This window comes from Ktedonobacter sp. SOSP1-52 (assembly GCF_016587395.1).
On sequence record NZ_BNJH01000001.1, the window covers coordinates 1,090,495 to 1,115,674 of the forward strand.

Below are 25,180 nucleotides of genomic sequence, written 5' to 3' on the forward strand. Positions count from 1 at the left end.
TTGGTACGAGGCTTGGCTCCAGTTGGCGTTCGAGGAGGTGGCTCAACAGCCAGAGGAGTCGCTGACGACTGGTCTGAGGCAGATCCGCCCACAGGTTGATTACTTGCCTGGAATTGGGCGGGGGGGAGCTGTGTTGGGTAAGAGACTGGACATGGAACACCACCTTCCTCATGCTGTGAGGCTTGGGCCACCCGTCTCTGCTCAACCCAGGTAAGCAACTGCAGCAGCCCACTGATACCAAGCATAGGACGTGGCGTGGGTTCTGTCAACCAAAGTGTTTCAGGGGCATTGTGATTGGGTGTTCTCCACCACCCATCGACGGGGTTGGACCTGGAAGCGATGGGGCGTGCGCAGTTTGATGACCTGCACGCTCCAGCCAAACTGCTCTTGGATCCAATCGGCAAACGTGCCAGCGTATGCGCTATCGACCCACACATGTTTCATGCGAGGATATCGGTCAGGCCCATCGGCAAGCAAGAGCCTGCCGCCATCACGATCCTGGATGTCGGCAGCATGCACGCGCACTGTCTGCGCGAAGCCTTCGGTATCAACGAGCAGATGGCGTTTTCTGCCGAACCTTTTGTTAACCTAAGCAGAGGAGTCGCCTCCTTTACTCGGCTTCAAAACTGGACATGATACTTTCGCATCATCCAGCTCCTCAATGATATAGCCTTTGTCAGAGGTACCCACGACCTTCCGAGCGTGTCGTTGGTCATGGCAATGTCGATGGAGCGCAAATCGGTTGCTGATCTCATTTCCTCCGCCTTCGCTTTTGGGAGTGATGTGATCCACCTCAAGGAGATCCCCATTTTGGAACAAGAGTCCACACCATCGGCACTTGCCCTGTTGTTTCTGAAGGAGTTTTGCTAACATCCCGTTGAACATCGAATGGGTTCGTAGCCGCTTACTCCAATAGAGCAAATCACCGTCGTATGGGCTGGCTGTTCCCCGTACTTTCACATGTCGTTGGATAGGCGTTTGCGGGTGTTCTCGCAAGGTCGTTCCCTGCTGGTCAGTAAATATCCAGCCATTGCCGTCATCTACGTGCCAGTATTTCTGTGCTATCCAATGCTTGTTTTTGTTGGGGTGTCTGGAATTCGCCCATGACCTGAGTTGCAGATAGAGAACATGTCCACAATGGCTGAACGTCCGCTTTGCAGCCACAGCCCGGTAGTAGTTGGTCCATCCGCGTATCACTGGATTGAGCTCTCTGATGAGCTTATCCTGAGATGCGCTTCTGTTCTTTTTAATGATCGTCCTCATCTCGGCAACGTGTCGTTGAACGGCTTCTTTGCTCGGTGTGATGATGGTTTTAAAGCCAAGTGGAGGCCCATATTGGTTCGCTTTTCCCGAGTGGGTTTTTCCTACCGGGAATTGGCGGACGGTGAAGCCGAGAAAGTCGAAGCCAATCCGGCCCTGGTATTCTCGGAGCGTATGAGCAATCCTGGTTTTACTTGGCTTGAGTTCCAGTCCCATGTCGGCTAACCATGTCGCTAATACTTCTTGAGCTTTCTTTACACCTTCTTCTGTGGGATGGAACACCACCAGGTCATCCGCATATCGAACCAGTTGGGGTCGATCCGTTTTGGTTCGATAGGCGTTCATGAGGGCGGTCTCCATGCCATAAAGGGCTATATTCATCAATAACGGTGAGGCGACTCCTCCTTGTGGAGTTCCTCGGGTTGTCTCTTCAAAGACTCCGTGATCGACAACCCCAGCTTTGAGCCATGTCTTGATGACACGGCGCATGGTTGGGAAGGTATTCAGTTTCTCAAGGAGTGCTTCGTGGCGGATGTTGTCGAATGCGCCTTTCAGATCAGCGTCTAAGACATATTTGGCCTTATGCGCAATGATCACGAAGATCGCAGCCATCGCATCCTGACAGGAGCGTCCAGGGCGAAATCCATAACTGTTCGGCTCGAATTTGCTTTCCCATTCCGGTTCCAATGCGAATTTTACCAGAGCTTGCTGGGATCTCGTCTCCATGACGGGAATGCCCAATGGGCGCATTTCGAGTTTTCCTGGCTTCGGAATATACACGCGTCGGACCGGGAGGCTCTTCGCGCGTTTCCAGTGCTTGGGGTGAATGCGTTCGGCCAGTTCAAAGCGTTGGGCTGGGGGAACCGATTTGACTCCATCCACCCCAGCAGTTTTCTTTCCCTGGTTATCCTGCGTGACCCGTCGTACCGCCAGCAGTCGGGCTGCCCTCGACTTCATCAACAATTTTTGGAGTGAGTGGACTGCCTGTGTGTTGCCACGTTGTTGGGCTTGGAAGATGCGCTTTTGTAGCCTGTACACGTGCTGCTCGAACTTGCGCCAGGGCAGTGCGCGCCAACGCTCACTCTCAGGATCAAGAGGCGTTTGCCGCTTCATCCTGGGTGCCTTTGTCTTTGGCATACGACTGGTGCCTCTTCCTTCCATATCATCGTGCCTACGTCAGCGTATCCAGGAGCTTTCCTCCTGGCTTTTGCTTCTTAGGCAATCCCACTCTCAAGGGCATTGGTTGGAACCGGCTTGGCGTATCGACCATCGCCAAGAGCCACTTGAGAGTTATCCCGTTCCGAATATCCGTTTGTCGTTGCCGTAGGTGTGTGCTATCCACCAGATATGGGGATGAGTGAACAGAGGCGGGGAAAAAGACGCGTCTGCATCGCGATCATATCACTACCTTTTGGTCAAGTCTCTCAGCCTGTTTGACTTGTTGACGCTCATGATGGTTGGTCACGCACATTCGATTTACTCATCTTGTTAGACGAGCTTCTCACCATAGCAACCTGGCAAAGATTTCGACTCTCGTCAGGCTCAGAGTCTACTTTCACATGCCTGCTTTACGGATTGAGGTCCAGTCGCTACCGTAAGGCATGGCCATTTCCGCCTTCACCGGGCGGGAGAGGGATTGCACCTCACGTCGGATATTCAGTTATCAAGATTCATTCCTTGCTCGCCATCCCTCAGCAGCATATGCTGATTTCGGCGAAACGGGCCGCACTTTTCCCCGCATCGTAGCCGCGCTCTCCACCGCGCACCGCGCTGGTCTGGATGGTTTGGCTATCGATGCTTCCAGCAGAAGGGTCTTCCTCACGCCCCAACTCTTGGCGCAGACGTTTGCGCAAGTGACTGTGGATGCGTTCCCAGGTGCCATCGAGCTTCCAGTCACGGAAGTACTGATACACCGTCTGCCAGTTGGGCAAATCGTGGGGCATCATGCGCCACGGCTCTCCGCTGCGCAGAATATACAGGATGCCATTGATGATCTCCCGCCGCTCAATTTCGGCTGGCCGGCCTTCGGTCGAAGGCTTGGGCACCAAGGGCTCAAGAATGGCCCATTGGGCGTCAGTAACATCACTTGGGTACGCCGGTCGATTCCGGTGGGGAAGCATCACTCTGACTCCTTCTTCTAGTTCAGTTGGTCGCAACGATCTCCTTTCTTTTCTTTCTCGACAACTTTTCCATTAGCAAACAGTTTCTGAGAGAAGTACAACAATACCACCGGTCACACGGATTTATAGTAGAGTCACCCGTGTTTTTCAGGTAATATATTGTGCCTTCGCGTGGCTCTTCGCGCTTGCTGTGGTTATCCAGGCATACCTGGCAGGCATGGGCATCTTCGCCAATGCAAGCTGGTTAAAGGATCACTCAGGGCTGGGGTGGGAACTGGCACAACTCTCCATCCTGATGCTGATCCTATTATTCCTGAGCCGCTTCCCGCGCCGGATTATCCTGCTGCATCTCTTGCTCATAGTCGACGTGATTTTTCAAGTGGGGCTGGTCTCCTTCTTGCGCCCCTTCAAGAACGCGGCACTGACCGCGCTGCACCCGGCCAACGCGCTCCTGCTCTTTGGCATTGCTACGTTCCTGGCCTATAGCGTGCTCAAATGGATGCGCTCAACCCGCCAGGCGAGGAGCGGTTGAGTATGTGGCAAACCATCTTTATCAGCTTTCCCTGAATAGTGCATCCAGCGATTTGTAAGGCTCATACAAGCATGAGCCTTACAACTTGTCACAGGTTACTTTTTTCGCTGAGGGAGACAACTGATGACAGAAGGCGCGGCGCAAGTTGTCAGTCCAACCGCTAAATGGTTCCTCTACCAGGCCCTTCCTGTGGTTTTGCTTTCTATAGATAATCATAAGATACGCTTTGGGGTGAAGCTATAATTTGAGGAAGAAAACATACCATAAGCATCACCTGGAGGCGACCCTCCGTGTGTATTTTGAGGAGCACTCAAGTGCTGTGATAGGAACTATCCACCAGGAGGAATATTATCAAGATCGCCTCTGCTGCTTTGACAGTCAAATCGAAGGGGTCTAGTTCTCCCTGGCTGGGGCTGCCGAGGAAAAACCATAGGATAAAGGTGAGCAGGGTGTATCCTAGCAGGGTCCAGCGAACAACGGCATGAATGGTTGCCAGTTGGGGAAGAAAGAAGAGCACAAGCAGGACCAGGTAGCCCAGGCCATTGAGCAGGAACCAGGCCCACAATTCTTCATCGGGCTGCATTCCCAGGTACAGATGTGCAAGAGCAGTTAAGAGCGTCAGAGCGCCAATTCCCACGCCAATACTATCCAGGTGGCTTCGTGGCTGTACCGAACGTCTCATAGTCGTAGCCTTCTTTGATGGTCCACTAATCTGATCAGTGGACCATCAAACTTTATAGTCGGCCAATGTTGTCCAGTAATTGGCCAGAGCAAGTTATCTAATACTGATTACACGCCCTCCTCGTACTTGAAGGAGAGTTCCATCTTGACCCGGTAGGTTAGAGATTTTCCGGGTTCGATATGGATATCCTGCTCAACAATGCGCGCGACGCGTAAATCTCGTAAGGTTTGAGAGGCTTGTTCAATAGTGGCTGCGGCAGCTTTCTCCCATGATTCGTTGCTGGTGCCTACCAGTTGAATCACCTTATATACACTTTCTGCCATTACTGTCTCCTTTCTTTGAGAGGGTCAATTACTCTTACCCAATCACGTTACAAAAAACAGGAAGGAAACAACCATTCTCTAGAGCGAGCATAGTTGGAAATAGCCAAAGGGCCTGACGCGAATCATGATTGAGCACTCTTTGAAGATGGAATTTTTATCTTTTGCTACTCATATTTTGCTACAAGGTAGAGGTTTTCTCATTTTTATGCACCAAAAAAAAGTTGAGCTTGCGTTGATATATCGAATAGGAAACGCTATTGAATGAAAAGAGTTTTTGCTGCTAGGGAGACGGAAAAATCCCTATGTATGATGCAATTATCATTGGTGCCCGTTGTGCTGGAGCACCAGTTGCTATGTTGCTGGCTCGTCAAGGCTACCGCGTATTACTCGTTGATAAAGCTCGTTTTCCGGCTGACATCATGTCCGGTCTATTCATCCATCCACGAGGCACGGCTTTGTTGAAGCGTTGGGGTGTGTTAGATGACGTATTGACAACCGGTTGTCCGCAATTACATTCAGTGACGTTCGATCTGGGTCCAATAGAACTGAAGGCCGGCTTTCATCCGGTTGATGGAGTCGATTTTACATGTGCCCCACGGCGGTATTTGCTGGACCCTATTCTAGTAGCCGCAGCGGTGGAGGCTGGGGCAGAGTTCCGTGATAACACCACAGTTCAAGAATTGCTCATGGACGAAGATGGTTGTATTACTGGCATTCGCGCCCGTACAGCACAGGGAACAACCGTGACTGAGAAGGCGCGTATCGTGATTGGTGCCGATGGTGTGCACTCATTTGTTGCCCGCACTGTCAAGCCAGAAGCATATCATGTGAATCCAATCCTGACTTGCAGCTACTATGGTTTCTTCAGTGACGTCACTGTTCCAGGACCGAAAGTCTATAGCCGTCCCTGTCGTTTCGTTGTATGCATTCCCACGAATGATAATCTGATGCTGGTTGGCGCTCAGTGGCCGATTGAAGAATTTGCACGTATCCGCACTGATGTGCCCACCCATTTCTACGAACTCATGGGCCAGATACCGGAACTAGCTACACAGGTGCGTCAAGAAAAGCAAGTGGGTCGTTTCATCGGTACCGGGCAGGCTCCCAATTTTTTCTATAAGCCATATGGTCCTGGGTGGGCACTGGTGGGTGACGCTGGCTATCACAAAGATCCCATTCTGGGTCAGGGCATTGCAGATGCTTTTGAAGATGCTGCGATGTTGGCAAAAGCACTTACGCGTGGCCTGTCCGGAGAGACAATAATGGAGGAGGCACTGGCAGAGTATGAGCAGGAGCGCAATGAAATTTGCCTGCCACAGTATCAGATTGCAATACAGTTTGCTACTCTGGTACCACCACCACCTGATATGCAAACTCTATTGAGCGTTATTGCCGCTGACCCGGAAGAGTCAACTCGCTATCTCGGTGTCCTACAGCGCACAGTACCAGTTGCTGAATTCTTCGCCCCCGAGCATATTGCCACTTTGATGGCGCGAGCTACGGTATCGCTAACTGCGTAAGCTTTTCCCTTAATCTGAAGACCGAAGTTCTGCTCCTGGCTGCCTTGTTCCAGGAGGAGAACTTTTCGTTGTTTTTATCCACCTTCCAAAGGAACGGCGCTTTCATCTCTTCCCCTAAAGCGGGGAAGGATGAAAGCGCCGGACGTTAAAGAGAGCGGTAGAGACTACCTCCCTAAGAATTTAGGACCAGTTGGTCAGGCGGTTGGTGGTGGGAGTCGTCCAATTCTCAGGATACATAACATACACGGTGCCATAGGAGTACTTGAGCCAGACAGCCTGTAGTGAAGAGCGGCTGTAGGTGATCTGCACTCCGGCATCGGTAGAGGCGGCGGGATCATTGGTGATGACGTCTCCGGTCGAGGAAAAGCCGCGGACTACCAGCAGGTGACCACTGGAACTGGGTATGGGCGTGCCGGGCAGCTCGCCTTTTTTGTAGGCGATACTGATCGCGATAGGCACACCGGCCTTGATCCATTGCTCGATCTGACTCATGGAGTACATGCGTGTGACATAGGCATGCAGGCCATGCGAGCCGGCATAGGCGGTATTAAAGGGCCAGTTGCCCGTGCCCTGGTAGGTGTAGTCATAGGTATCGCGAGCGGTGTCCGGTACAGTCTGATTGAGGTCCGGCTGATTGAGGACAGTGGACCAGTAGGCCAGAATCATGCTGGTTGAGGTCGGGCTACACCAGACCTCACCACCGCCCCCATATCCCAGGCCCTGGTACTCGGGTAGCATCTGTGAGCGCTGAGGCACATTCAGGTTGGTTCCCCACACGCTCTGGTCGGGGTTGACAGTGGGCGCAGTCGTGGAGTTATAGGAGACCATAGCGGTGACACGGCGCAAGCTCAAGGTCGTCGATGGTGAGGTCGTAAAGAGTGTGAGGGAGAGCTGGTAAGCGCTGGCGGGCTGCGAACCGGTTTGGAAGGTATCGGTTGCCACATTCCCGGTAGTGTCGGATTGCCCGTTGATGCTGTGGCGTTTAATGGTGCTGAAGTCGCTGGCCCAGATGGGGAGTTTGTACCAGTGCGTCCAGGTGCCGTTCTCGAGGACGCGCACATGGGTTTCAATCCAGGTTCCTGTGGGCGTTGTGGCGTTCCAGGAGGCGACGAGATCGGTAAAGGTTTGCGCGGTTGTGTGTGTTGGCGAGGTAATAGTGCCATAGTAAAACGAACCACCATTGTAGTAGTTGTTGCCGTTGTAGGCTCCAGCTGCATATGGGTCCTGGCCCTGGCAGAGCTGAGATGTTGCATCAAAGCTGGTGCTGCCCCCATCTGTCGCGTCTGTAGTGCAGCTTAAGCCTGCGTGCGGCGAGAGGGTGACTGTCCCACTGGAGGAGACGGCGACGCCATTGAGGGTCCAGGTCGAGAAGTCACTGGAACTGCTCTGCTGCCAGAACTCATCGTACTGGCTTTGCCCTTTACTTGATTTGGCTGTGGCTGCATGGGTGCTTTGCCCCAGGGTGAGCGTCAGACAAAAGAGCGCGAGCAACGTCGCGATACCCAGACGACGCAAATAGGAGGATAGGCGATGGGGTGTCTGAGATAGAGGCATAGAAATCCCTTTCTGTGAAATAGAGGACGCACAACCTGGTCAAGCTTAGGTCATACCTAAGCTGTTTGCCAGGCTACAAGTGTGAGAGCGGTAAATAGATGGGTATGGATAAAGTGTAGGAAGAAAAGGGGGTAAAGTCAAGATGACGCGCGCTTATGCTCTTTTAAAAATGAACTGAGAAAGGCTCTGCTTACCATCTATAGGCGCCCGATTTATCGGGCGCCTATGATATTGCAAAATATGTCGTTTCGTATTCCCAGACTATTTTCTTAAAGAGCATTAGCAGCGCAGCTTCCCACGGACATTCTCGGGTTATTTCTTAAAAGAGCATTAGCAGCGCGGACCATAAACACTCCCAGCCTTCGCAAATATTGTAATTTGCGGTACATTGTGGTAATTAAATATATAAGGCTGCTTTACTATTTATTTGGAGGAGGTGTTATCTATTCCCTAAAACTCGCTACCGACAAATCCCAAAGGATATCTCCCGCACATACGTTTTGAGCATTATTTCTCTGCTTGAGGCAATCCTTGCGTGCTTTATTTAGGAAGCGCACAAGGATAAGTGAAAGGATTCTGCCTTGAACAAACGTATTTTATGGGCTTCACTGAAGACGCTCATGGGCCTCTCCCTTCTTCTTACCCTCACCAGTCTGAGTTTCTCCCACTCTTATGCAGCCAGCGGTTCTTCAATTAACCAGGCTTTTCTGCAAGCTTCTCATGAAAAGGATGTCCCTGTCCCGCTTTTACAGGCCCTCTGTTATATGGAAGGGCGTTTAAGCATGCACGGAGGTACACCCAGCATTGATCAGGGCTATGGATGCATGCACCTTGTAAAAAGCAAGAAGCAGGATACCCTGGACCAAGCCGCGCAAGACCTGCATGTCAGCAGCGCGCAGCTACGAAGTGACCTGGTCACAAACATTCGCGGTGGCGCTGATATTCTGCGGCAGGATGCCTTAAAGCTGTCAGCGACGCATACGCTCCCCGGGACGCTGTCTGGCTGGGCCGATGCCATCGCCCTTTATAGTAACGCGACGACCCACTCGACTGCGCAGATGTACGTTGATGAGACCTATCGCATTTTACGCCAGGGCTTTCAGGCACGGGCCGACAACCAAGAACTGGTAACGCTCGCGCCCCAAAACGTAACGTTTACGCACCTGGGGACAAACTCCCTTGCGACCGCCACGATTCCCGCTGGCTGTAGCAGCGACACTAATGTCGAATATCCCGGTGCCATCGATTGTATCGTCAGTCCCACGACCTTTGATTGTAACGTGGTCTCTAATGGCAGCCCCTGTACCTATGAATCCGCCAGTCGCCCTAGCTCCTATAGCATCTCCGATATCGTGATTCACGACATTGAGGGGACTGCGCAGGACGGATTGAATGTCTTCCAGGACCCCAATAGCGGCGTCAGCATTCACTATGTGGTGGGAGGCGATGGCACCGTCTATCAATTACTGCACGAGAAGGATATTGCCTATCAAGCTGGCAACTACTGGTATAACCAGCATACAATCGGTATTGAACACGCGGGCTTTGATGCCACAGGTTATCAGTGGTATAACGCGACCGAGTACCTGGCCTCGGCCAAGCTGGTCGCCTACTTGCTGAATAAGTATCATATTCCTCTGGAGCACGATCATATTGTTTCGCATGGGACCATTCCCGCGCCAACTCTGGGGACGACCCCTAACCATGAAGATCCAGGTCCCTACTGGCTCTGGCCCTATTACTTTAACTTGATTCAGCAGCAAGGCATTGCCGCCGCACCCACTAGCAACAAGGCGAACGTTGTCACTGTCGATCCCGCGACCGGTCAGGCGCCATATGGCACAAATGGGACCGAGACAAGCGCCAACTTTAACTTCTTCACGCTCTACACAAGTGGCAGTACCGCCTCAAGCATCATTCCCAATCCCGATAATGGCTCTGCCACAGGCGTGACCAGCAATGTTGAGGCCAGGATCAGCTATGTCTATACCAGCAAGGTAACGGACCCCGCGGGCACAGGTGATACACTGTACCAGATCTGGTATGGCGAGCAAGACCCAGGCTTCACGCCAGCTCACACCGCGCACGCCAAACAGGTCTGGCTCGCTGTGCCAGCCGGGTCTGCGGTTGAGAGCACGATCTCCGGTGCCAACGCGCATGTCATCAAGCTGACGGGCAAAGGCGGCAAAGCGATCCAGGTCTCTGGTCGACCAACCACCAGCAACTCCTACTATATCGGGGATGCGCCAATTGGCGCGACCTTTGTCTCCGCGTATAGCATCGTTGAGGATGGTACCAGTAAGCTCTGGTATGAAATTAACTATAACCATCGCCAGGCCTTTGTGCCTGCCAGTGCCGTCACTATCGTCAGTTAGCGCGAGGCGCCGCTCTGCTAAAGCACGCGCTTACATATAGCTTATGTGTAAGCGCGTGCTTCACTATGTTTGTCTCATGTTCCAGGCCTGGGCATAAATGCTCACCTTGCCCGTGTTCTTATGCATATGCCAGTGCGTGTGTATATAATGGAAACAGGTTTTTAAGGCTCATCTATACGCGGCAAAACGGTTGACAGAGGCAAAATAAATATCGTCTACTGCCAGTAAGCACTTGCTTGCTAGAAGGAGAAATATATCGATGAGTACTTCTCGTTTGAAGTTTGGCTATAAAGCATCCGCGGAGCAGTTTGGCCCACGCGAACTGCTCGATTTTACGGTTGAGGCGGAGGACCTGGGATTTGATAGCGTCTGGACCAGTGATCACTTCCAGCCCTGGCGCCATACCAATGGGCACGCGCCCTTCGCGCTCTCCTGGCTTGGCTCGGCGGCTGAGCGTACTAAAAAGATCGTCCTGGGCACCAGTGTCCTGACGCCTACCTTCCGCTATCAGCCCGCGGTTGTCGCCCAGGCCTTTGGTACACTGGGCCTGATGTATCCTGGACGCTTCATTCTGGGTGTTGGTTCCGGTGAGTCGCTAAATGAGGTCGCGGTTACAGGTATGCAGTGGCCCGAGGCCAAGGAGCGCCTGGCACGCCTGCGTGAGTCGGTACGCTTGATCAAGCAGCTCTGGCAGGAAGATATGGTAACCTTTAACGGAGAATATTACCATACGCTGAACGCGACTATCTATGATAAGCCCAAGCAGCCTGTTCCCATCTATATCGGCGCGGGTGGCCCGGTGGCTGCCAAGTTCGCGGGCCGTGAGGGTGACGGCTTTATCTGCACCTCCGGCAAGGGCGATGAGCTCTATCGCGACAAGTTATTGCCAGCCATGGAGGAGGGCGCGCGGGCCGCGGGCAAAGATCCGCAGAGTGTTGAGCGCACCATCGAGGTCAAGGTCTCCTTTGATACCGACAAGGATCGCGCCCTCAAGGATACGCGTATCTGGGCTGCCCTGGCGCTTCCTGCCGAGGATAAGGTCAGCATCCACGATGCCCGTGAGATGGAGGAGAAGGCTAAAGGCGTTGAGGACCAGGCCCATCGCCGCTGGCTCGTCTCCAGCGATCCCGATGAGCACATTGAGCAGATTCGCCCCTACATCGAACTGGGCTTCACGCACCTGATCTTCCACGCCCCCGGCGACGATCAGTCGCGCTTCCTACAGCTCTACGCCAAAGAGATTCTTCCCCGCCTGCGCCAGCGCTGGGGATAAAGGATGAAAAAAGCAGCGATTGGCAAGCAACTGGCTTGCCAATCGCTGCTTTTTTATGACCTGGTGGAAAGGTAGGCCTGGGCGGGTCCGCCGGAGCCATAGTCTGCATAGTCGTCGTACTCGCTGGAGAGGTCGAGCAGGATCGTGTCCGCATCCTGGCGGCACAGGCGTTTGATGGTCTCCATCTCAAGATGTGTGTGGTTAATGTGCTCTACATCATATGCATATGCAGGCGTGCTGCCATACTCAGAATGGTTATAGTTGTTTGTGTAGTGAGTCATGGCGTTGTTCCTCCCTATAATGTTTTATTTCGCCGTGTCCATTTCGGTTACATATGCAATATAGCGAGCTTTTATGAGAATATGATGAAGCCGCTTTAGAGGTGAATCCAAGATTACTTTTAATCTATAAATTCTGCCTTAAAGGGGAAAGTGATTATTCATCAAGTAAACGTTGCGCTGTCTCAAAAAACGGCTGTCCCAGTTCTCTTGATCCATAGGCAGAAATATAAAGGCCAGTCGAGACGCGCTCGATAAAGCCCCACTCCCAAATGCTGGCTTCATCGAAACCCGATTCGTCAGCCAATAACCGGCAATACTTGCGCGCGAGTACAACTGTATCGGGTGCCGCGAGCAACTCTGAACACCAATCACGTAGTACCACACCAAGATCGTATTCTGGCTCACAAAGAAAACCATTAGGATCTACAAATACAAATCCTGACTCAGCCCCAACACGTGGAGTGCTGACCTGGAGAGCATTTGCCGGGTGGGGATCCCCATGCGCAACGACGCACCGGCCAGGATCAAAGGCGGCCATACGTCGACGCGCAAATTTGAGCGCTTGAGAGATCAGTCCCTCGAAGCATGGTCGCTCAAGCTTTTCCCACAGATCGGTTATAAGCTGCGCCAGAGTTTGCGCCTTATAATCAGGTGCTGCAATTGTCTGGCCTGCAGCTAGCGGCATTAGCCAGGCTTGCTTGAGCATTGTACAGAGCAGTATGATGGTACGCTCTGGCGGTAGCTTCAGGTCCACCATGGATGGTCCTAGCTGTTCCAGAAGGATGGCTCGTCGATCATAATCAAACTGCAGTATCCGGACGTAGCCTTGGCCCCTCGCTCGGACTAGTGTATCTATTTCTTCCGCAAAATCACCGTTAGGCATACCTAACTTTACCACTGCGTCATTCCCATCAGCAGTCTTTGCCCGAGCAACATACGCAGATGACCCGCCAGAGAGCGGTCGGCCAATGCGAAGCTCCCAATGTCGCTCAAGGTCGACAATAAGTTGAGGCAGTTCTCTCAGCCACCGCTCGGCTTGCGGGCCCGATTGGTTGGCCCTTTGTCGAACCCGATTGGGTACCACTATATTCTTCCCATTCTCAGTTGTATCCATGCCGCACATTATATAACACAGAAAGGTTTATTGGCTGCGTATCTATCATTCTAAGCCTCAGGATCTCATAAGGGAGAACAGGCCAGTTTAGCACTTGTTCTTACTTGCTTTTTAGGGTAATTTGCGGCGTTCTCTCCCTTAAGTGTCTCTGTTTGCCTGGCGAGGGGGAGGCTGATGCTGAAGAGCGAGCCTTGTTCGGGCTGGCTCTGGACGTCGATGGTGCCTCCGTGCATGTGGATGATCCATTCGACGATGGAGAGGCCCAGCCCGGTCCCACCGGCGGCGCGGGAGCGGGCTTTGTCGGTGCGGTAGAAGCGTTCGAAGACGTGGGGGAGGTGCTCGGGCGCGATGCCGATGCCCGTGTCGCGCACGCGGAGTATGGCTCGCTCCTGCTCTATGCCTGTCTCGACTGTGACGTTGCCGCCCGGGTTGGTGTAGACAAGGGCGTTCTCGACCAGGTTGAGAACGACCTGGATCAGGCGTGCCTCGTCGCCCATGACCTGTACCTGCTCTCTTGCCTGGATACTGAGATGCACGGCCCGCTCCTGTGCCAGGTGCTCCATGGTCGCGACCGCGCCCTGCGCCAGGAGATCCAGGCGTACAGGCTCGTGCTCGAAGCTTGCCTGACCTTCGTCGGCTCGCGCCAGGACCAGCAGGTCGCGAATCAGTTCGCCCAGGCGCTCGGATTCGCTGGTGATGTTTTGCAGGACATACATGTACATTTCGGGTTCACTGCGCTCAGAGAGGGCGACCTCCGCCAGGCTGCGGATGGCGGCGACGGGGGTACGCAACTCATGCGCGGCATCTGCCGTGAAGCGGCGCTGGCGCGCGAACATGGCATCAAGCGAGGCCAGCATCTCGTTGAAGGTCAGTGCCAGGCGCTGCACCTCGTCCTGGGCGCGTGGGACGGGCACGCGTTGCGTGAGGTCGCCCACGGCGATGGTACGCGCGGCACTGGTCAGACGTCCAATAGGCTGGAAAGCTTTGCAGGCTAGCAGGTAACTGCCGAATCCCCCCAGGAGCAGCACTAGAGGACCAAGCAGTACGAGTTCGTATATGACATTATTGAGGGTGGCGTCCAGCGCGGCCAGCGAGGTACCCACCTGTACCAGGCCATAGACGCTGCCATGGTCAATTAGCGGCAGGCTATAGAGGCGTACCTCCTGTCCATCGCGTGCGGTCACCGTCCCAATCCAGGCCTTGCCTTTACTGGTGTTTTGCTCAATGGCTTCCGGCAATTTTAGCACCTGGAAGGTCGGCGAGCTGTAGATCTCGGTGTTGTCTGGCCCAATGATGCGCACGGGTCCCTCCATGTCCACGGCGAGGTTGGGCTGAAGGCGCATCATCTCGATAGCCTCGTTCTTGTGTTCCTGCCATTGCTCATAGATCGGGCTCTGCCCATTGGCCTGCTGTTCCATCTTTTTCTTATAGTTTAGCCCACTGGTAATATGTTGTGCGCGCACGAGCAGGGAGGTGTCTATGTTGTGATTCAGGGTTGCACGTAATTGCATGTAGAAGAGCGTGCCAAAGAGCAGCAGGAGGAGCACAAAGACCATACTCGTCCAGAGAGCTACCTGGGCGCGTATGCCTAGTGGCCATGCATGCTTGCGCTTGCTATGGCTCTTTAAGCTGGTAACCGAAGCCTCTGATGGTGTGAATAACATCGGATTCTCCTTGTTCACATAATTTGCGCCGCACGTAGCGTACGTAGACATCGATAACGTTGGAGAGGTTTTCCGCGTCGCTCTCCCAAATATGTTCCGCGATCATGGTCCGGCTAATGACCTGTCTGGGATTGTGCATCAAGAACTCTAGCAGGAGATACTCCTTGCGTGTCAGATTGACCTTGCGCTCTCCCCTCCACACTTGATGGTTGATAGTATCAAGGGTGATGTCCAGAAATTTGAGTTGTGACGTCTTGTTGGGTCCCTCGCGCCGTAGCAGCGCCCGCACACGCGCCTCCAACTCGCGAAAGGCAAAGGGCTTGGTCAGATAGTCATCCCCGCCGATATCCAGGCCATTCACGCGATAGTCGACACCGTCGAGCGCTGTGAGAAAGAGGATGGGCATGGTCTGCCCCTGCTCGCGCAAGGTCCGGCAAATGTCAAAACCGTCCATGTCGGGGAGTAAGACATCCAGAATGACCAGGTCATAAGGCTCTAAGCCTCCCAGCGCCAGGGCCTGTTTGCCGTTGTCCACCAGGTCGATAACATAGCGCTGGCGCTCCAGCCCCGTCTTCATACTTTCTCCGACGAAGAGATCATCCTCGGCGATCAGAATCCGCATCTTGCATCTCCTTCCTTTTTCTCCTATTTCAGGTATAACTGAGTCATTAATAGGAATATAAAAATTGTGTGTTTATGGCGGCATGGGCGTTGCCCATGCCGCCATAAACACACAATTTTTATATTCTACATACCAATCTTACAGCCATATACTCCTATTTGTGGATGCAAAGCTTGACCCACGAATAGCATCTTCTGTAGAGTTATCTCTAAAGAGAAAAATCTAGCATTAACGGCTATACACATATTTGCTTTTCAAGAGCCTTTGAAGGATGTATTTGCATGTCTGCGATGGATCGAGAATCGACGGATCTAAAACCTATTTATGGTCCGGGCCCTTACGGAGGAACCAGTGTGTTTACTGGTGATCAGCAAGCCTTTTATAATGCCCCTAATGCCTACAATGCAGGGAACGGCGTGCCTACTTCTATAGCGCCTACTCCAGAGTATGGGCAGACGGGACCACTCGGGTCGCCCAACACGACCAGGGCATTACTGATGCCCAATCCTACCACGCCGCTTCCGTATCATGCCCAAAATAAAGCCCAAACCGGGATGCTGGGCAAGAGCAAGACAACCGCTCTACGCGAGCCCCTGCTTATCAAGGGCGAAGGGAAACGCGAAACAAGTATTCGCCCCCCACAGGGGAGGCGTGTAGTTATCCAGATCTCGGTCGCGGTCCTGATGCTCTTTATTATGGTTGGAAGCCTGCTCGCGGTAAATACACTGGGAGGTCCCGCCAGCGGTAGTGTCGCCACAAATCCCGCCAACCTGGGTCTCAACAATTCCAATAACCTCTCTGATTCGCAAGATCCCAATCAGAGTTCGATTCTCTCGCAGGCAGCGACGGCAACGGCAGTCTCGATTTACGGTAATAATGATGTTAGCTACTCAGATAACGGTTCGGGTGGTTCGGTGGCCGGTGGTTCCTCTAATCATGGAGCTTATGGGCAATGTACCTACTGGGCTGCAATGCGTTTTCATGCTGTGACTGGCGTCTGGGTGCCCTGGTATGGCAATGCCTGGGAATGGGCCTCTGGAGCGCTCCAGTATGGCTGGCATGTCTCCTCTAAACCGAGTGTGGGCGCAATCATTGTTCTCCAGCCGGGAGTGCAGGGAGCGGGCGGTGTTGGACACGTGGCGTATGTCGAGAGTATCAATGCCGACGGCTCCGTTTATACCAGTAACTACAACTGGTATAACAATGGCGGTGGCTTCGCCACGCTCTCCTACTGGACCTTCTATCCCGGCTCAGGTGTCTCCTTCATCACCCTGCCGTAAACTATTTGCATATCATCTTGTAGGGTCTATGCTGGCATGGACTCCGAGCGAAGCGACCTGCCTGCGGCAGAGTATCGGCTTGCGGGCCTCGGAGTCCATGCCAGCATAGACCCTACATTTTGGATGGCTATTGTCTTGTGGTTATGGCGGACATGTGGCGGATGTCGTCATATGCGCAGTCGGCGACCGGGATGAAGCGCTCTATGCGACCAGCTTGCAGGTGTTGGGCCGCCTCGGGGTCCAGGTGCATTGAGAGCAATGCCGCGCGTATCTCTTGCCTGAGTTGTGGTTCCAGGCGGGTTGAGATAACGAGCGGCGGTACGCCTGAGGGACCAAACGCGTCGATGATGCGGAACTGTGCCACATAGTCTGGCCGTTGCAGGCGCAGAACGTCGAGCACATGCGAATCGATGGCCGTAACGTCGGCGCGTCCATCGTGCACCGCCTGGAGCGATTGCAAGTGTGAGCCAGTCGCGAGGGCGCTGCGAAAGAAACTGGGGTCCAGTCCGCGCTGGTAGAGGTTATAGCGTACCAGGTTGTAGCCCGAGTGGGATGAAAACTCGTTATAGGCCCAGTTCGACCCATAGAGATCGGTGAACGTGGTGTAGGGACTCTCCTGGCGAACCACGATATCGGAGAAATAAATGGTCCTACCCTGGTAACGCTCGCCGTGGAGCGTGGGCGCGGTCAGTAACTCGACCTCCGAGGACGGTTCGTCCCTAAGACGTACGTAGAGGAGACCACAGAGGAAGGCGATATTGTGCTCGCCTGTTATCAACTCTTCCAGGGTCTCGCCGGTACGCAGCATGGCGACCAGGCCCAGGCGCTCGCCGAGATAGCGCGTAATATAGGCGTAAGTCTCATAGAGCAGCGGCGAAAGATAGGTCGCGACTCGTAGCTCTTGATGGTCAGTCATCTCCCTCACTGCTCCTTCCTGCTCAGTGTCGCCAGTTCCACCACCGATTTTTGCATGTCTTCGAAGAGATAATAGCGGCTGGTGTGTAGTTGTAAGGCATCTTGTGAAGCAGGCGTGAGCGTGCCTTGATGCAGGCGAATCCAGTCATAGTAAGCGGGCGCCAGCTCATATGCCGCATAGGTATGCCCGGTCATCCCTTTGAGGTGTGTACCCAGGCCCGAACCTTGAAAGAGCACCAGGTTATACCAGAGGCGAGGACGTAGCGCGAACGAGGAGTAGCTCACCAGGCTCGGTACATTAGCCACGTTTACCAGTAGCTCCTGATCTATGCGGCTGATCTCGTCAACCAGGCAGGGCGGAAGTTGTGAACGCCGCTGGCTCACAAAGCCAACGAAGGAGAGCTGAGGGGCGCTTTTCAAGACATCTGGTCGATAGATAGCGATCCGGTGCGCGCGGTTATTTGGCTCTACAAGTGTGTGCAGCCAGGGTTGTCTCTCATCTTCCTCGGGTATGGGTTGCTCTAGCAGGCAGCGTAAACGCGTGTGCATAAAGTTGAGGACGAAGAGGTCGGTCCGGTTCTTCTTAATAATGTTCTTTGACTTAGAGAGTGCTGGTTGTACATAGTTGAGGGTAGTGCTCATTGCTTTACCTCCTCTTAAAAAAAGGCATATGCCTCTAGCCCATCATGCCATCAGCATGATAGTACAAATGTACGCCAAATGTTTTCTCGTCTACATGTTTCTTTCAGGCAAGATCAAAGGGAGTATTAGCGAGGACAACAACAGAGGCGGCGCATAGATGAGCAGCAGAAGAGCGGCAGTGGGTTTGAGGCACGTGGGCTAGTAATTGCGTTTTGTCTTATCCACATACAAAATTCCATCCTCGCAAAGAATAAATAGGGCAGCACTCTCAGATAAAGTGGAGCTATTCGTATTGTAAAAGGCTGACCTTCCTTTTGTCAAGATAATATTGAGTTAATTTATCAACATAGTCATAAATAAGTGTAGCTTAGCTTGATTGATAGCGAGATAATAATGTAGAAGGATACTTTTGCCAAATCGAGCGCCTTCAACGAAGCTCTGTCAGGCTAGCAAATATATAAAGAGTATGCTATGAAGGAGCGGGAACTACGAGAGTCAGAGACCAGCGACTCTCCGATATCCCAGGTCAAACCACCGCATGAGGAGAAGCAAGCTGAGAAAGCGACCTCGAACATAGCCAGTGAAAATAAGGCAAGGCTAGAGGAAGTAGTGCTTGTCGAAGTCAATCACGCACTCCTGGAGTTTGTCGCGACGCTTCCTACCCTGCCTGTTTGCAATACGCTGTCTTTACCACAGGAAGCGTGGATCTCGCTCACGCAAATGGCAGATATTGGTCAACACCTGGTAGAACTTGTAAAGCAGCAGATGAAATGCGACCAGGTGTTGTTATATACTCATACTTTTCCCGAGGGTTATGCCTTTTTACTTAGTGCGTCTGGCCTCTCAGAGGAACAACTTCACAAGCGCTGCGCAGTCTCTGGTACATACAGGCTGAGTGATTACTTTAACCAGGATGTTATTGAGCGTCTCCATAACCAGGAAGCTATCATCCTATCGCGCTCCCAAATTCACTTACCTCCCGAGTACGCTAACGACTTTAGCGAGCAAGCCATGCTTATTGCTCCCCTCTGCGCCAAAGAGTATCTGGTTGGTAACCTGGTCGTTGGCCGGACAGATCAAGAAAAGCCTTTTTCTGAGCGAGATATTGAGCTGGTGAAGGCTATCGCAACCCTAATTGTGCTGGTTCTCGAACGTCTGTTAGCAATCCAAAAATGGATGGAGTCCAGTGCTAGCGAAAAGGTGCTGGCAGAAACCAACCAGCGTATGAATAACTTCATCAACCTGGCCAGCCATGAACTTAATACGCCCCTTACTACCTTGATTGGAAGTATTCAACTGGCGCAGCATCGCTTACAGCGCTTACGGAAAAGTCAGCAGAATCAGCCCGGAGTCCAGAGGCAGTTAGAGCGCGTTGAAAGTGCTCTCCATAGTGCCTTGGAGAGTGCGCATCAACAGAAGCACATAATCAATTATATAATTGATGACTCGCTGTTACAGAGCAATAGTCTTACTCTTAATAAACATCTCTATAACCTGGCTGATATCGTGCATGATGTGGTAGAAACGATGCAACCCGCCTATCCTCAGCGTCTTATCCGCGTCTTTTTTGCTGATCCGGAGGCCGACTACCCGGTCTGCGTGGATACGGACCGCATCAAAGAGGTGCTGCATTGTTTTCTTGAGAATGCCCTGGCCTATTCCTCGCGGGAGAGCGCGGTTGATGTATGTGTGAGCAAGAGGGGGAGTGAGGTGCAGGTACAGGTTCAGGATCGAGGCCCTGGCTTATCATCCAGGGACCAGAAGCATATATGGGAGCGCTTCTACCGCTCCCAGGGCCTCAGTGTACAGCATCGGCTCGATCTGAGCATGGGCCTGGCCCTCTACCTTTGCAAATGCCTGGTCGAACTTCATGGTGGCGAGGTTGGCCTGGAGAGCACCCCTGGCATCGGTTCCACCTTCTGGTTCTCTCTCCCGCTCTCCAAATAGGCGCCCCACCAACTAGGTCAAAAATAGTGAGAGGTGGTATGGCTGGCATCCCCAGCCATACCACCTCTCACTATTTTTTCTAGCCCATCTTTGTGATGCGCTCAGGCTCGATCACGATGATGACGCGCTCGTCACTGAGATAAGGCTACCCTCAAGGAAACGTCAGAGCGGGCATTTGATCTGATATACTAAGAAGGCCAAAAGGTCCCTCTTTTCTCCCAAGCCTGGCATAACTTCGTGTTGAAAGAGGTATCATTGTTGTTGTGATGGTGGTATGTGCCTGCTCGCGGTATTTACCACGAGCAGGCACATACCACCATCACAACGAGCAATTGCGGATAATGAGAAGCTCTGTCACTGATTATAACTATTGATATACTAGCGGGAAGATATTTTTAATGCAAAATTTTACTGATTTCGCGCATCTGCATGTCCATACCGAGTACTCCCTGCTCGATGGTTTTAGCCGCATCAAGACGCTGGTGAAACAGGCCAAAGAGTTGGGTATGAAGCACCTGGCGATCACCGATCATGGTGCGATGTATGGCGCTCTGGAGTTCTACAAGGCGTGCAAGGCTAATGATATCCGTCCTGTGCTGGGCGTCGAGGCGTATCTGACCGAGGATATGAACGTCAAGGCCAAGAAGCGTGGTCAGCGTGACTATACTCATCTGCTCCTACTGGCGAAGAATAACACTGGCTACCGCAATCTGATGAAGATGATGACCATTGCCAATACCGAAGGCATGTACGCCAACCACGCCAGGATCGATAAGAACATCTTCTCTCAATATGCCGAGGGCATCATTGCTACCTCCTCGTGCCTGGGCGGCGAGGTTCCCCAACTGTTGCTAGAGGGGAAGGAAGACGAGGCCAAGAACATTATTCGCTGGTACCAGGATGTGCTGGGGCGAGGGAACTACTATCTAGAGATTCAGGAACACCATGGCCACGAGAAGGACGGCACGCCCTCTCCCCAGGACAAGCTAAATAAGATGCTCTATGGCTTGCACAAAGAGCTGGACGTGCCTATGATCGTCACCAATGACCTGCACTACGTCCAGGATACGGACGCGCACGCGCACGAGGTCCTGCTCTGTGTGCAGACGGGTAGCACCCTCAGCGACCCCAACCGCTTCGCCTTCGATAGCGATGAATACTTCCTGCGTAGCCCGCAGCAGATGCTCGATCTCTTCCCAGAGCTACATGATGGTCTGCTCAACACGGTGCGCCTGGCGGAGCAGTGCGAGGTCGATCCCCTAGCCTACAAGGCGCAACTGCCCAAAGTCGATATTCCACCCCAGTACAGCACGCCCGACGAGTTCCTCTATGCTCAGTGCCTTGAAGGCATTCGCTATCGCTTTGGCGAGCTGACCGAGCCGTTGAAGCGTCAGCTTGACTATGAGTTGAGCATCATAGTGCAAAAAGGCTTTGTACCCTACTTCCTGGTCGTGGCGGACTATGTGCGCTGGGCGCGTGAGCAGGGCATTCGCTGCCTGGCTAGAGGTTCGGCGGCTGGTAGCCTGGTCGCCTTTACACTGGGCATCACCAACGTTGATCCTCTGCGTTACCAGCTGCTCTTCGAGCGCTTCCTCAATCCTGAGCGCGACGACATGCCCGATATCGATATGGACTTCCCCGATGACCGGCGTGAAGAGGTTATCCGCTACCTGGGCGAGAAGTATGGGCACGAGTGCGTGGCGCAGATGGTAACGTTCAACAGTATGGCCGCCAAGCAGTCGGTAAAGGACGTGGCGCGCTCGATGGGACGCCAGGACCTCGGCGATAAGATCTCGCGCCTGATTCCCACAGGCCCCAAGATTACGCTGCAAGGCTCCCTCAACGATGTGCGCGATCTGAACGACCTCTACCAGCGCGATGGCGAGGCCAAGGATCTGCTGGATATGGCGCTCAAGTTGGAGGGCTCGGTGCGCTCGACGGGCGTGCATGCCGCGGGCGTGCTGGTCGCCAATGAGCCGTTGGTCAATTTTGTGCCGCTCCAGAAGCGTGAGGGCCGTATCTCGACCCAGTACGAGCACGCCCACCTGGAAGAGATCGGCCTGATCAAATATGATATCCTGGGCCTCTCCAACCTGACCATCCTCGATAATGCCGTGAAGTTTATTAAAGAGTCACGAGGCGAGGACATTAACCTGGAGAAGTTGCCGCTGGACCCCACCGGCGATCCAGAACTTGACCGCAAGCGCCAGAAGGCTTATGAACTCCTGGCGGCAGGCGAGACCACCGGCGTCTTCCAGTTGGAAAGCGCGAAGATGCGCGAGTATATCAAGATGCTCAAACCAACCTGCATCGAGGATATCACCGCCATGGTCGCGCTCTATCGTCCAGGTCCGATGGATAGTATTCCCGAGTTCGTTGACGCCAAACATGGACGCAAGAAGGTAACCTATCTCGATCCGCGCCTCTCGCAGTGGCTGGAGGAGTCGTATGGTGTCATCGTATACCAGGACCAGGTGCTTCTCATTGCCGTCAACCTGGCGGGCTTCTCCTGGGGCAAGGTTAACAAGTTCCGTAAGGCGCTCAGTAAGAAGATCATGCATGAGGTGGAGGGCTACAAGGGCGACTTCTTGAAGGGCTGTGTCAAGAATGGTGTGAAGCAAGAGGTCGCGGAGACGCTCTTCGAGCAGATCCTCCCCTTTGGTGGTTACGGCTTTAACAAGGCCCACGCCGCGAGCTACGCCGTTGTGGCCTTCTACACCGCCTACCTCAAGGCTAACTATACCGCCGAGTTCATGGCCGCGACCATGACCGCTGAGGCCGCGGACGCCAAGAAGATCGCCAACGCCATCGCCGAGTGTAAGCGCATGGGCGTCGAGGTGCTTGGTCCCGACGTGAATAAGAGCCAGAAGGGTTTCGCCATCGAGAACGGTGGCATTCGCTTTGGCCTGCTCGCTATCAAGGGCATCGGCGATGGCCCAATCGACGGCATCATCCGGGCGCGTGCGGAGGGCGGCCCCTTCAAATCCCTGGGCGATTTCTGTACCCGCGTCGACGCTCACGCGGTTGGTAAAGGTGCCATCGAGACGCTGATCAAGGTGGGCGCGATGGACTCGCTCATGCCAGGTGAGAACCAGCGCCATATCCTGTTGGCCTCGGTTGAGCGCGCGGTCCAGTATGGCAAGAGCGAGCGTTCAGCCAAGGAGCGTGGCCTGGTAAGCCTCTTTGGCGATCTGGAGGAGGTCGGCGGCTCGCTGGAGTTTAGTCTCTCGACCAATGCCCAGGAGATTCCGCGCAAGCAACTGCTGGAGTGGGAGCGCGAGCTGATCGGGGTCTATATCGCCAAGCATCCCCTGGCCTACCTGAGCGATATCTTTGTGGAGCGTGGAGCGACGCACACCATCGACCAGGTGACCGAGGAACTGGACACCAAGAAGGTCACCGTGGGTGGCATGATCAAGGAGGCGCGGCGCATCACGACCAAGAAGGGCGATGATATGTGTGTTGTGCAGCTTGAGGACATGTATGGCACCCTGGGCATCACCATCTTTCCCCGCACCTATGAGCAGACTAAAGAGCTGTGGCAGGAGGGAAGCATCGTGCTCGTTAAGGGAACCGTCCAGGTGCGCCGCGACGAGCCCGGCATCCTCTGCGACAGCGTGGAGCCGCTCAAGAAGGCCGAGGAGGAGATGAACCGCAAGCGCTACCAGGTCTGGTTCACTGTCAATATCAGTGGCGATGACGACATCTCCGTCTCCAACGACATCATGAAGGTGCAGGACCTCCATCGCTGTCTGAGCGAGAAGCCGGGTCGCGACTACTACGAGATCTGCGTCTGTAATGGCGAATGGATGGTGCGCCTGACGCCGCACAACAACACCATGAACTATAACGATGTTCTGCATAGCCAGGTCGCTCGTATGCTCGGCAGCGACTCCATCCAGGTCACCGTCATGGATTAGATATAAGAGAAAACAACAGTACACCCGGTCGCAGAACGCGACCGGGTGTACTGTTGTTTTCTCTTATGTCTATCTACAAGCACTTACTGAGAGTTGCCACGAGGACGGCCTTGGTGGTGTGCAGGCGGTTCTCGGCCTGGTTGAAGACAATGGATGCTTTGGACTCGAAGACCTCGTCGACGACCTCGGCCCCATCCAGCCCATATTCTTTGTAGAGCTTCTGACCCAGCACTGTTTCCTTGTTGGCGATGGCGGGGAGGCAGTGCATAAATTTGGCGTCGGGATTGCCAGTCAGGGCCATGGCGCGGCTATTGACCTGGTAGGGGAGGAGTTGCTGGATGCGCTCGCCCCACTGGCTGGTGTCCTCGCCCATGGAGAGCCAGACATCAGTGTGGATAAAGTCGCAGCCCTTGACCGCGCTCTCCAGGTCTTCGGTTACCGTGATGCGCGCACCTGTCTCCAGAGCCAGAGTCCGCACATAATCCAGGCTCCTTTCATCCGGCCAATAGGCCTTGGGGCCGCCCAGGCGGATATCCATGCCCAGTTTGGCCGCGCCCAGCAGGAGCGAGCGTCCCATGTTGAAACCAACGTGCCCCAGGAAGGCAAAGGCGACCTCGCTGAGCGGTTTTGATGTATGCTCGCGCATCGTAAGCAGGTCGGCCAGGATCTGGAGGGGATGTTCCTCATCGGTCATGCCATTCCAGACCGGGACGCCAGCGTAGCGGGCCAGGGCCTCAATATTCTGCTGGCTGGCGCCACGATACTCGATGCCGCTATACATGCGTCCAAGCACACGTGCGGTATCCTGGATTGTCTCTTTATAGCCGATGTGTGAGCCGCTGGGACCGATATAGGTAACCTGCGCGCCCTGCTCAAAAGCCGCGACCTCGAATGAGGTGCGTGTACGTGTGGAATCTCTCTCGAATATCAGTACGATATTCTTGCCGCGCAAACGTTGCGTCTCGCGTCCCTCCGCCCTGGCGGCCTTCAACTCGGCTGACAGGTCGAGCAAGTAGTGAATTTCCTCTGCCGAGAAATCCTTCAGCGTGAGTAGGCTCTTGTTAAACAAGTTAAAAGGCATACGGTCTCTTCCTTCTGCTGTGGTGTGGCCAGTGGATATCAGGCCAGTGTTACCGGATCGATCCAATGGTCGCCA

At 53.7% G+C, this 25,180-nt stretch carries 20 protein-coding genes and 1 pseudogene; 8 read left to right on the plus strand and 13 right to left on the minus strand.

All coding sequences use genetic code 11. The features are described from left to right. Positions 1-37: 37 nt before the first annotated feature. A complete protein-coding gene (locus tag JMJ16_RS53640) occupies positions 38-214 on the plus strand; it encodes a hypothetical protein (RefSeq protein ID WP_236601198.1) in 177 nt (58 codons plus the stop codon). A gap of 65 nt (positions 215-279) precedes the next feature. Here the strand turns inward: JMJ16_RS53640 and JMJ16_RS04965 are convergent. The 3 genes and pseudogenes from JMJ16_RS04965 to JMJ16_RS04975 all read right to left on the minus strand — a co-directional run. After that, a pseudogene (locus JMJ16_RS04965) lies at positions 280-570 on the minus strand (transposase); the annotation flags it as partial. Between the two features lie 18 nt (positions 571-588). Continuing rightward, positions 589-2,397 carry a group II intron reverse transcriptase/maturase gene (ltrA, locus tag JMJ16_RS04970; RefSeq protein WP_201378913.1) on the minus strand — a complete coding sequence of 603 codons (1,809 nt, stop codon included), beginning with the start codon at positions 2,395-2,397 and terminating at the stop codon, positions 589-591. A gap of 554 nt (positions 2,398-2,951) precedes the next feature. Next, the gene (locus JMJ16_RS04975; RefSeq protein ID WP_201378915.1) at positions 2,952-3,380 is read right to left on the minus strand and encodes an IS5 family transposase; all 429 of its coding nucleotides are present in this window, start codon (positions 3,378-3,380) and stop codon (positions 2,952-2,954) included. Between the two features lie 190 nt (positions 3,381-3,570). Here JMJ16_RS04975 and JMJ16_RS04980 point away from each other — a divergent pair, with 190 nt between their 5' ends. Further along, positions 3,571-3,912, plus strand: a complete 342-nt coding sequence (locus JMJ16_RS04980; protein WP_201378916.1) for a DUF6220 domain-containing protein — start codon at positions 3,571-3,573, stop codon at positions 3,910-3,912. A 310-nt stretch (positions 3,913-4,222) separates the two neighbouring features. On the opposite strand, the gene JMJ16_RS04985 is transcribed toward JMJ16_RS04980, so the two are convergent. Together JMJ16_RS04985 and JMJ16_RS04990 are read right to left on the minus strand one after the other, a co-directional pair. Beyond that, complete coding sequence (locus JMJ16_RS04985) at positions 4,223-4,594, minus strand: hypothetical protein (protein WP_201378918.1); 372 nt, start codon at positions 4,592-4,594, stop codon at positions 4,223-4,225. Between the two features lie 107 nt (positions 4,595-4,701). Beyond that, a complete protein-coding gene (locus JMJ16_RS04990) occupies positions 4,702-4,917 on the minus strand; it encodes a dodecin family protein (protein WP_201378920.1) in 216 nt (71 codons plus the stop codon). Positions 4,918-5,219: 302 nt separating this feature from the next. On the opposite strand from JMJ16_RS04990, the gene JMJ16_RS04995 reads away from it, so the two are divergent. Next, complete coding sequence (locus JMJ16_RS04995; protein WP_201378922.1) at positions 5,220-6,437, plus strand: NAD(P)/FAD-dependent oxidoreductase; 1,218 nt, start codon at positions 5,220-5,222, stop codon at positions 6,435-6,437. Between the two features lie 180 nt (positions 6,438-6,617). On the opposite strand, the gene JMJ16_RS05000 is transcribed toward JMJ16_RS04995, so the two are convergent. Next, positions 6,618-7,991 carry a C39 family peptidase gene (locus JMJ16_RS05000; RefSeq protein WP_201378924.1) on the minus strand — a complete coding sequence of 458 codons (1,374 nt, stop codon included), beginning with the start codon at positions 7,989-7,991 and terminating at the stop codon, positions 6,618-6,620. 581 nt (positions 7,992-8,572) lie between these two features. Here JMJ16_RS05000 and JMJ16_RS05005 point away from each other — a divergent pair. Both JMJ16_RS05005 and fgd read left to right on the plus strand, forming a co-directional pair. Beyond that, complete coding sequence (locus JMJ16_RS05005) at positions 8,573-10,366, plus strand: N-acetylmuramoyl-L-alanine amidase (RefSeq protein WP_201378925.1); 1,794 nt, start codon at positions 8,573-8,575, stop codon at positions 10,364-10,366. A 259-nt stretch (positions 10,367-10,625) separates the two neighbouring features. Next, the gene (gene fgd, locus JMJ16_RS05010; protein ID WP_201378927.1) at positions 10,626-11,639 is read left to right on the plus strand and encodes a glucose-6-phosphate dehydrogenase (coenzyme-F420); all 1,014 of its coding nucleotides are present in this window, start codon (positions 10,626-10,628) and stop codon (positions 11,637-11,639) included. Between the two features lie 53 nt (positions 11,640-11,692). On the opposite strand, the gene JMJ16_RS05015 is transcribed toward fgd, so the two are convergent. The 4 genes from JMJ16_RS05015 to JMJ16_RS05030 all read right to left on the minus strand — a co-directional run bounded on the left by JMJ16_RS05015 (position 11,693) and on the right by JMJ16_RS05030 (position 15,320). Continuing rightward, positions 11,693-11,920 (minus strand): hypothetical protein, encoded by a 228-nt coding sequence (locus tag JMJ16_RS05015; protein ID WP_201378929.1) that lies wholly within the window; start codon positions 11,918-11,920, stop codon positions 11,693-11,695. A gap of 154 nt (positions 11,921-12,074) precedes the next feature. After that, on the minus strand, positions 12,075-13,034 hold the full coding sequence (locus JMJ16_RS05020; protein WP_201378931.1) for an aminoglycoside phosphotransferase family protein: 960 nt from the start codon (positions 13,032-13,034) through the stop codon (positions 12,075-12,077). A 65-nt stretch (positions 13,035-13,099) separates the two neighbouring features. Continuing rightward, entirely contained in the window at positions 13,100-14,698 is a 1,599-nt protein-coding gene (locus JMJ16_RS05025; RefSeq protein ID WP_201378933.1) for a HAMP domain-containing sensor histidine kinase, read from the minus strand. Beyond that, positions 14,649-15,320: a response regulator transcription factor gene (locus JMJ16_RS05030; RefSeq protein WP_201378935.1), complete on the minus strand. Its 672-nt coding sequence runs from the start codon at positions 15,318-15,320 to the stop codon at positions 14,649-14,651. The genes JMJ16_RS05025 and JMJ16_RS05030 overlap by 50 nt, the downstream gene beginning before the upstream one ends. Positions 15,321-15,601: 281 nt before the next feature. On the opposite strand from JMJ16_RS05030, the gene JMJ16_RS05035 reads away from it, so the two are divergent. Then, complete coding sequence (locus JMJ16_RS05035) at positions 15,602-16,600, plus strand: CHAP domain-containing protein (protein WP_201378937.1); 999 nt, start codon at positions 15,602-15,604, stop codon at positions 16,598-16,600. A gap of 127 nt (positions 16,601-16,727) precedes the next feature. Here the strand turns inward: JMJ16_RS05035 and JMJ16_RS05040 are convergent, their stop codons facing one another. Continuing rightward, the gene (locus tag JMJ16_RS05040; protein ID WP_201378939.1) at positions 16,728-17,516 is read right to left on the minus strand and encodes a PhnD/SsuA/transferrin family substrate-binding protein; all 789 of its coding nucleotides are present in this window, start codon (positions 17,514-17,516) and stop codon (positions 16,728-16,730) included. Between the two features lie 5 nt (positions 17,517-17,521). Continuing rightward, complete coding sequence (locus JMJ16_RS05045; RefSeq protein WP_201378941.1) at positions 17,522-18,157, minus strand: hypothetical protein; 636 nt, start codon at positions 18,155-18,157, stop codon at positions 17,522-17,524. 471 nt (positions 18,158-18,628) lie between these two features. On the opposite strand from JMJ16_RS05045, the gene JMJ16_RS05050 reads away from it, so the two are divergent. Then, positions 18,629-20,104 carry a HAMP domain-containing sensor histidine kinase gene (locus tag JMJ16_RS05050; RefSeq protein ID WP_201378943.1) on the plus strand — a complete coding sequence of 492 codons (1,476 nt, stop codon included), beginning with the start codon at positions 18,629-18,631 and terminating at the stop codon, positions 20,102-20,104. A 398-nt stretch (positions 20,105-20,502) separates the two neighbouring features. Continuing rightward, positions 20,503-24,024, plus strand: coding sequence for a DNA polymerase III subunit alpha (gene dnaE, locus JMJ16_RS05055; RefSeq protein ID WP_201378945.1), 3,522 nt, complete (start codon positions 20,503-20,505; stop codon positions 24,022-24,024). Between the two features lie 73 nt (positions 24,025-24,097). Here the strand turns inward: dnaE and argF are convergent, their stop codons facing one another. Continuing rightward, complete coding sequence (gene argF, locus JMJ16_RS05060; protein WP_201378947.1) at positions 24,098-25,105, minus strand: ornithine carbamoyltransferase; 1,008 nt, start codon at positions 25,103-25,105, stop codon at positions 24,098-24,100. Between the last annotated feature and the right edge of the window lie 75 nt (positions 25,106-25,180).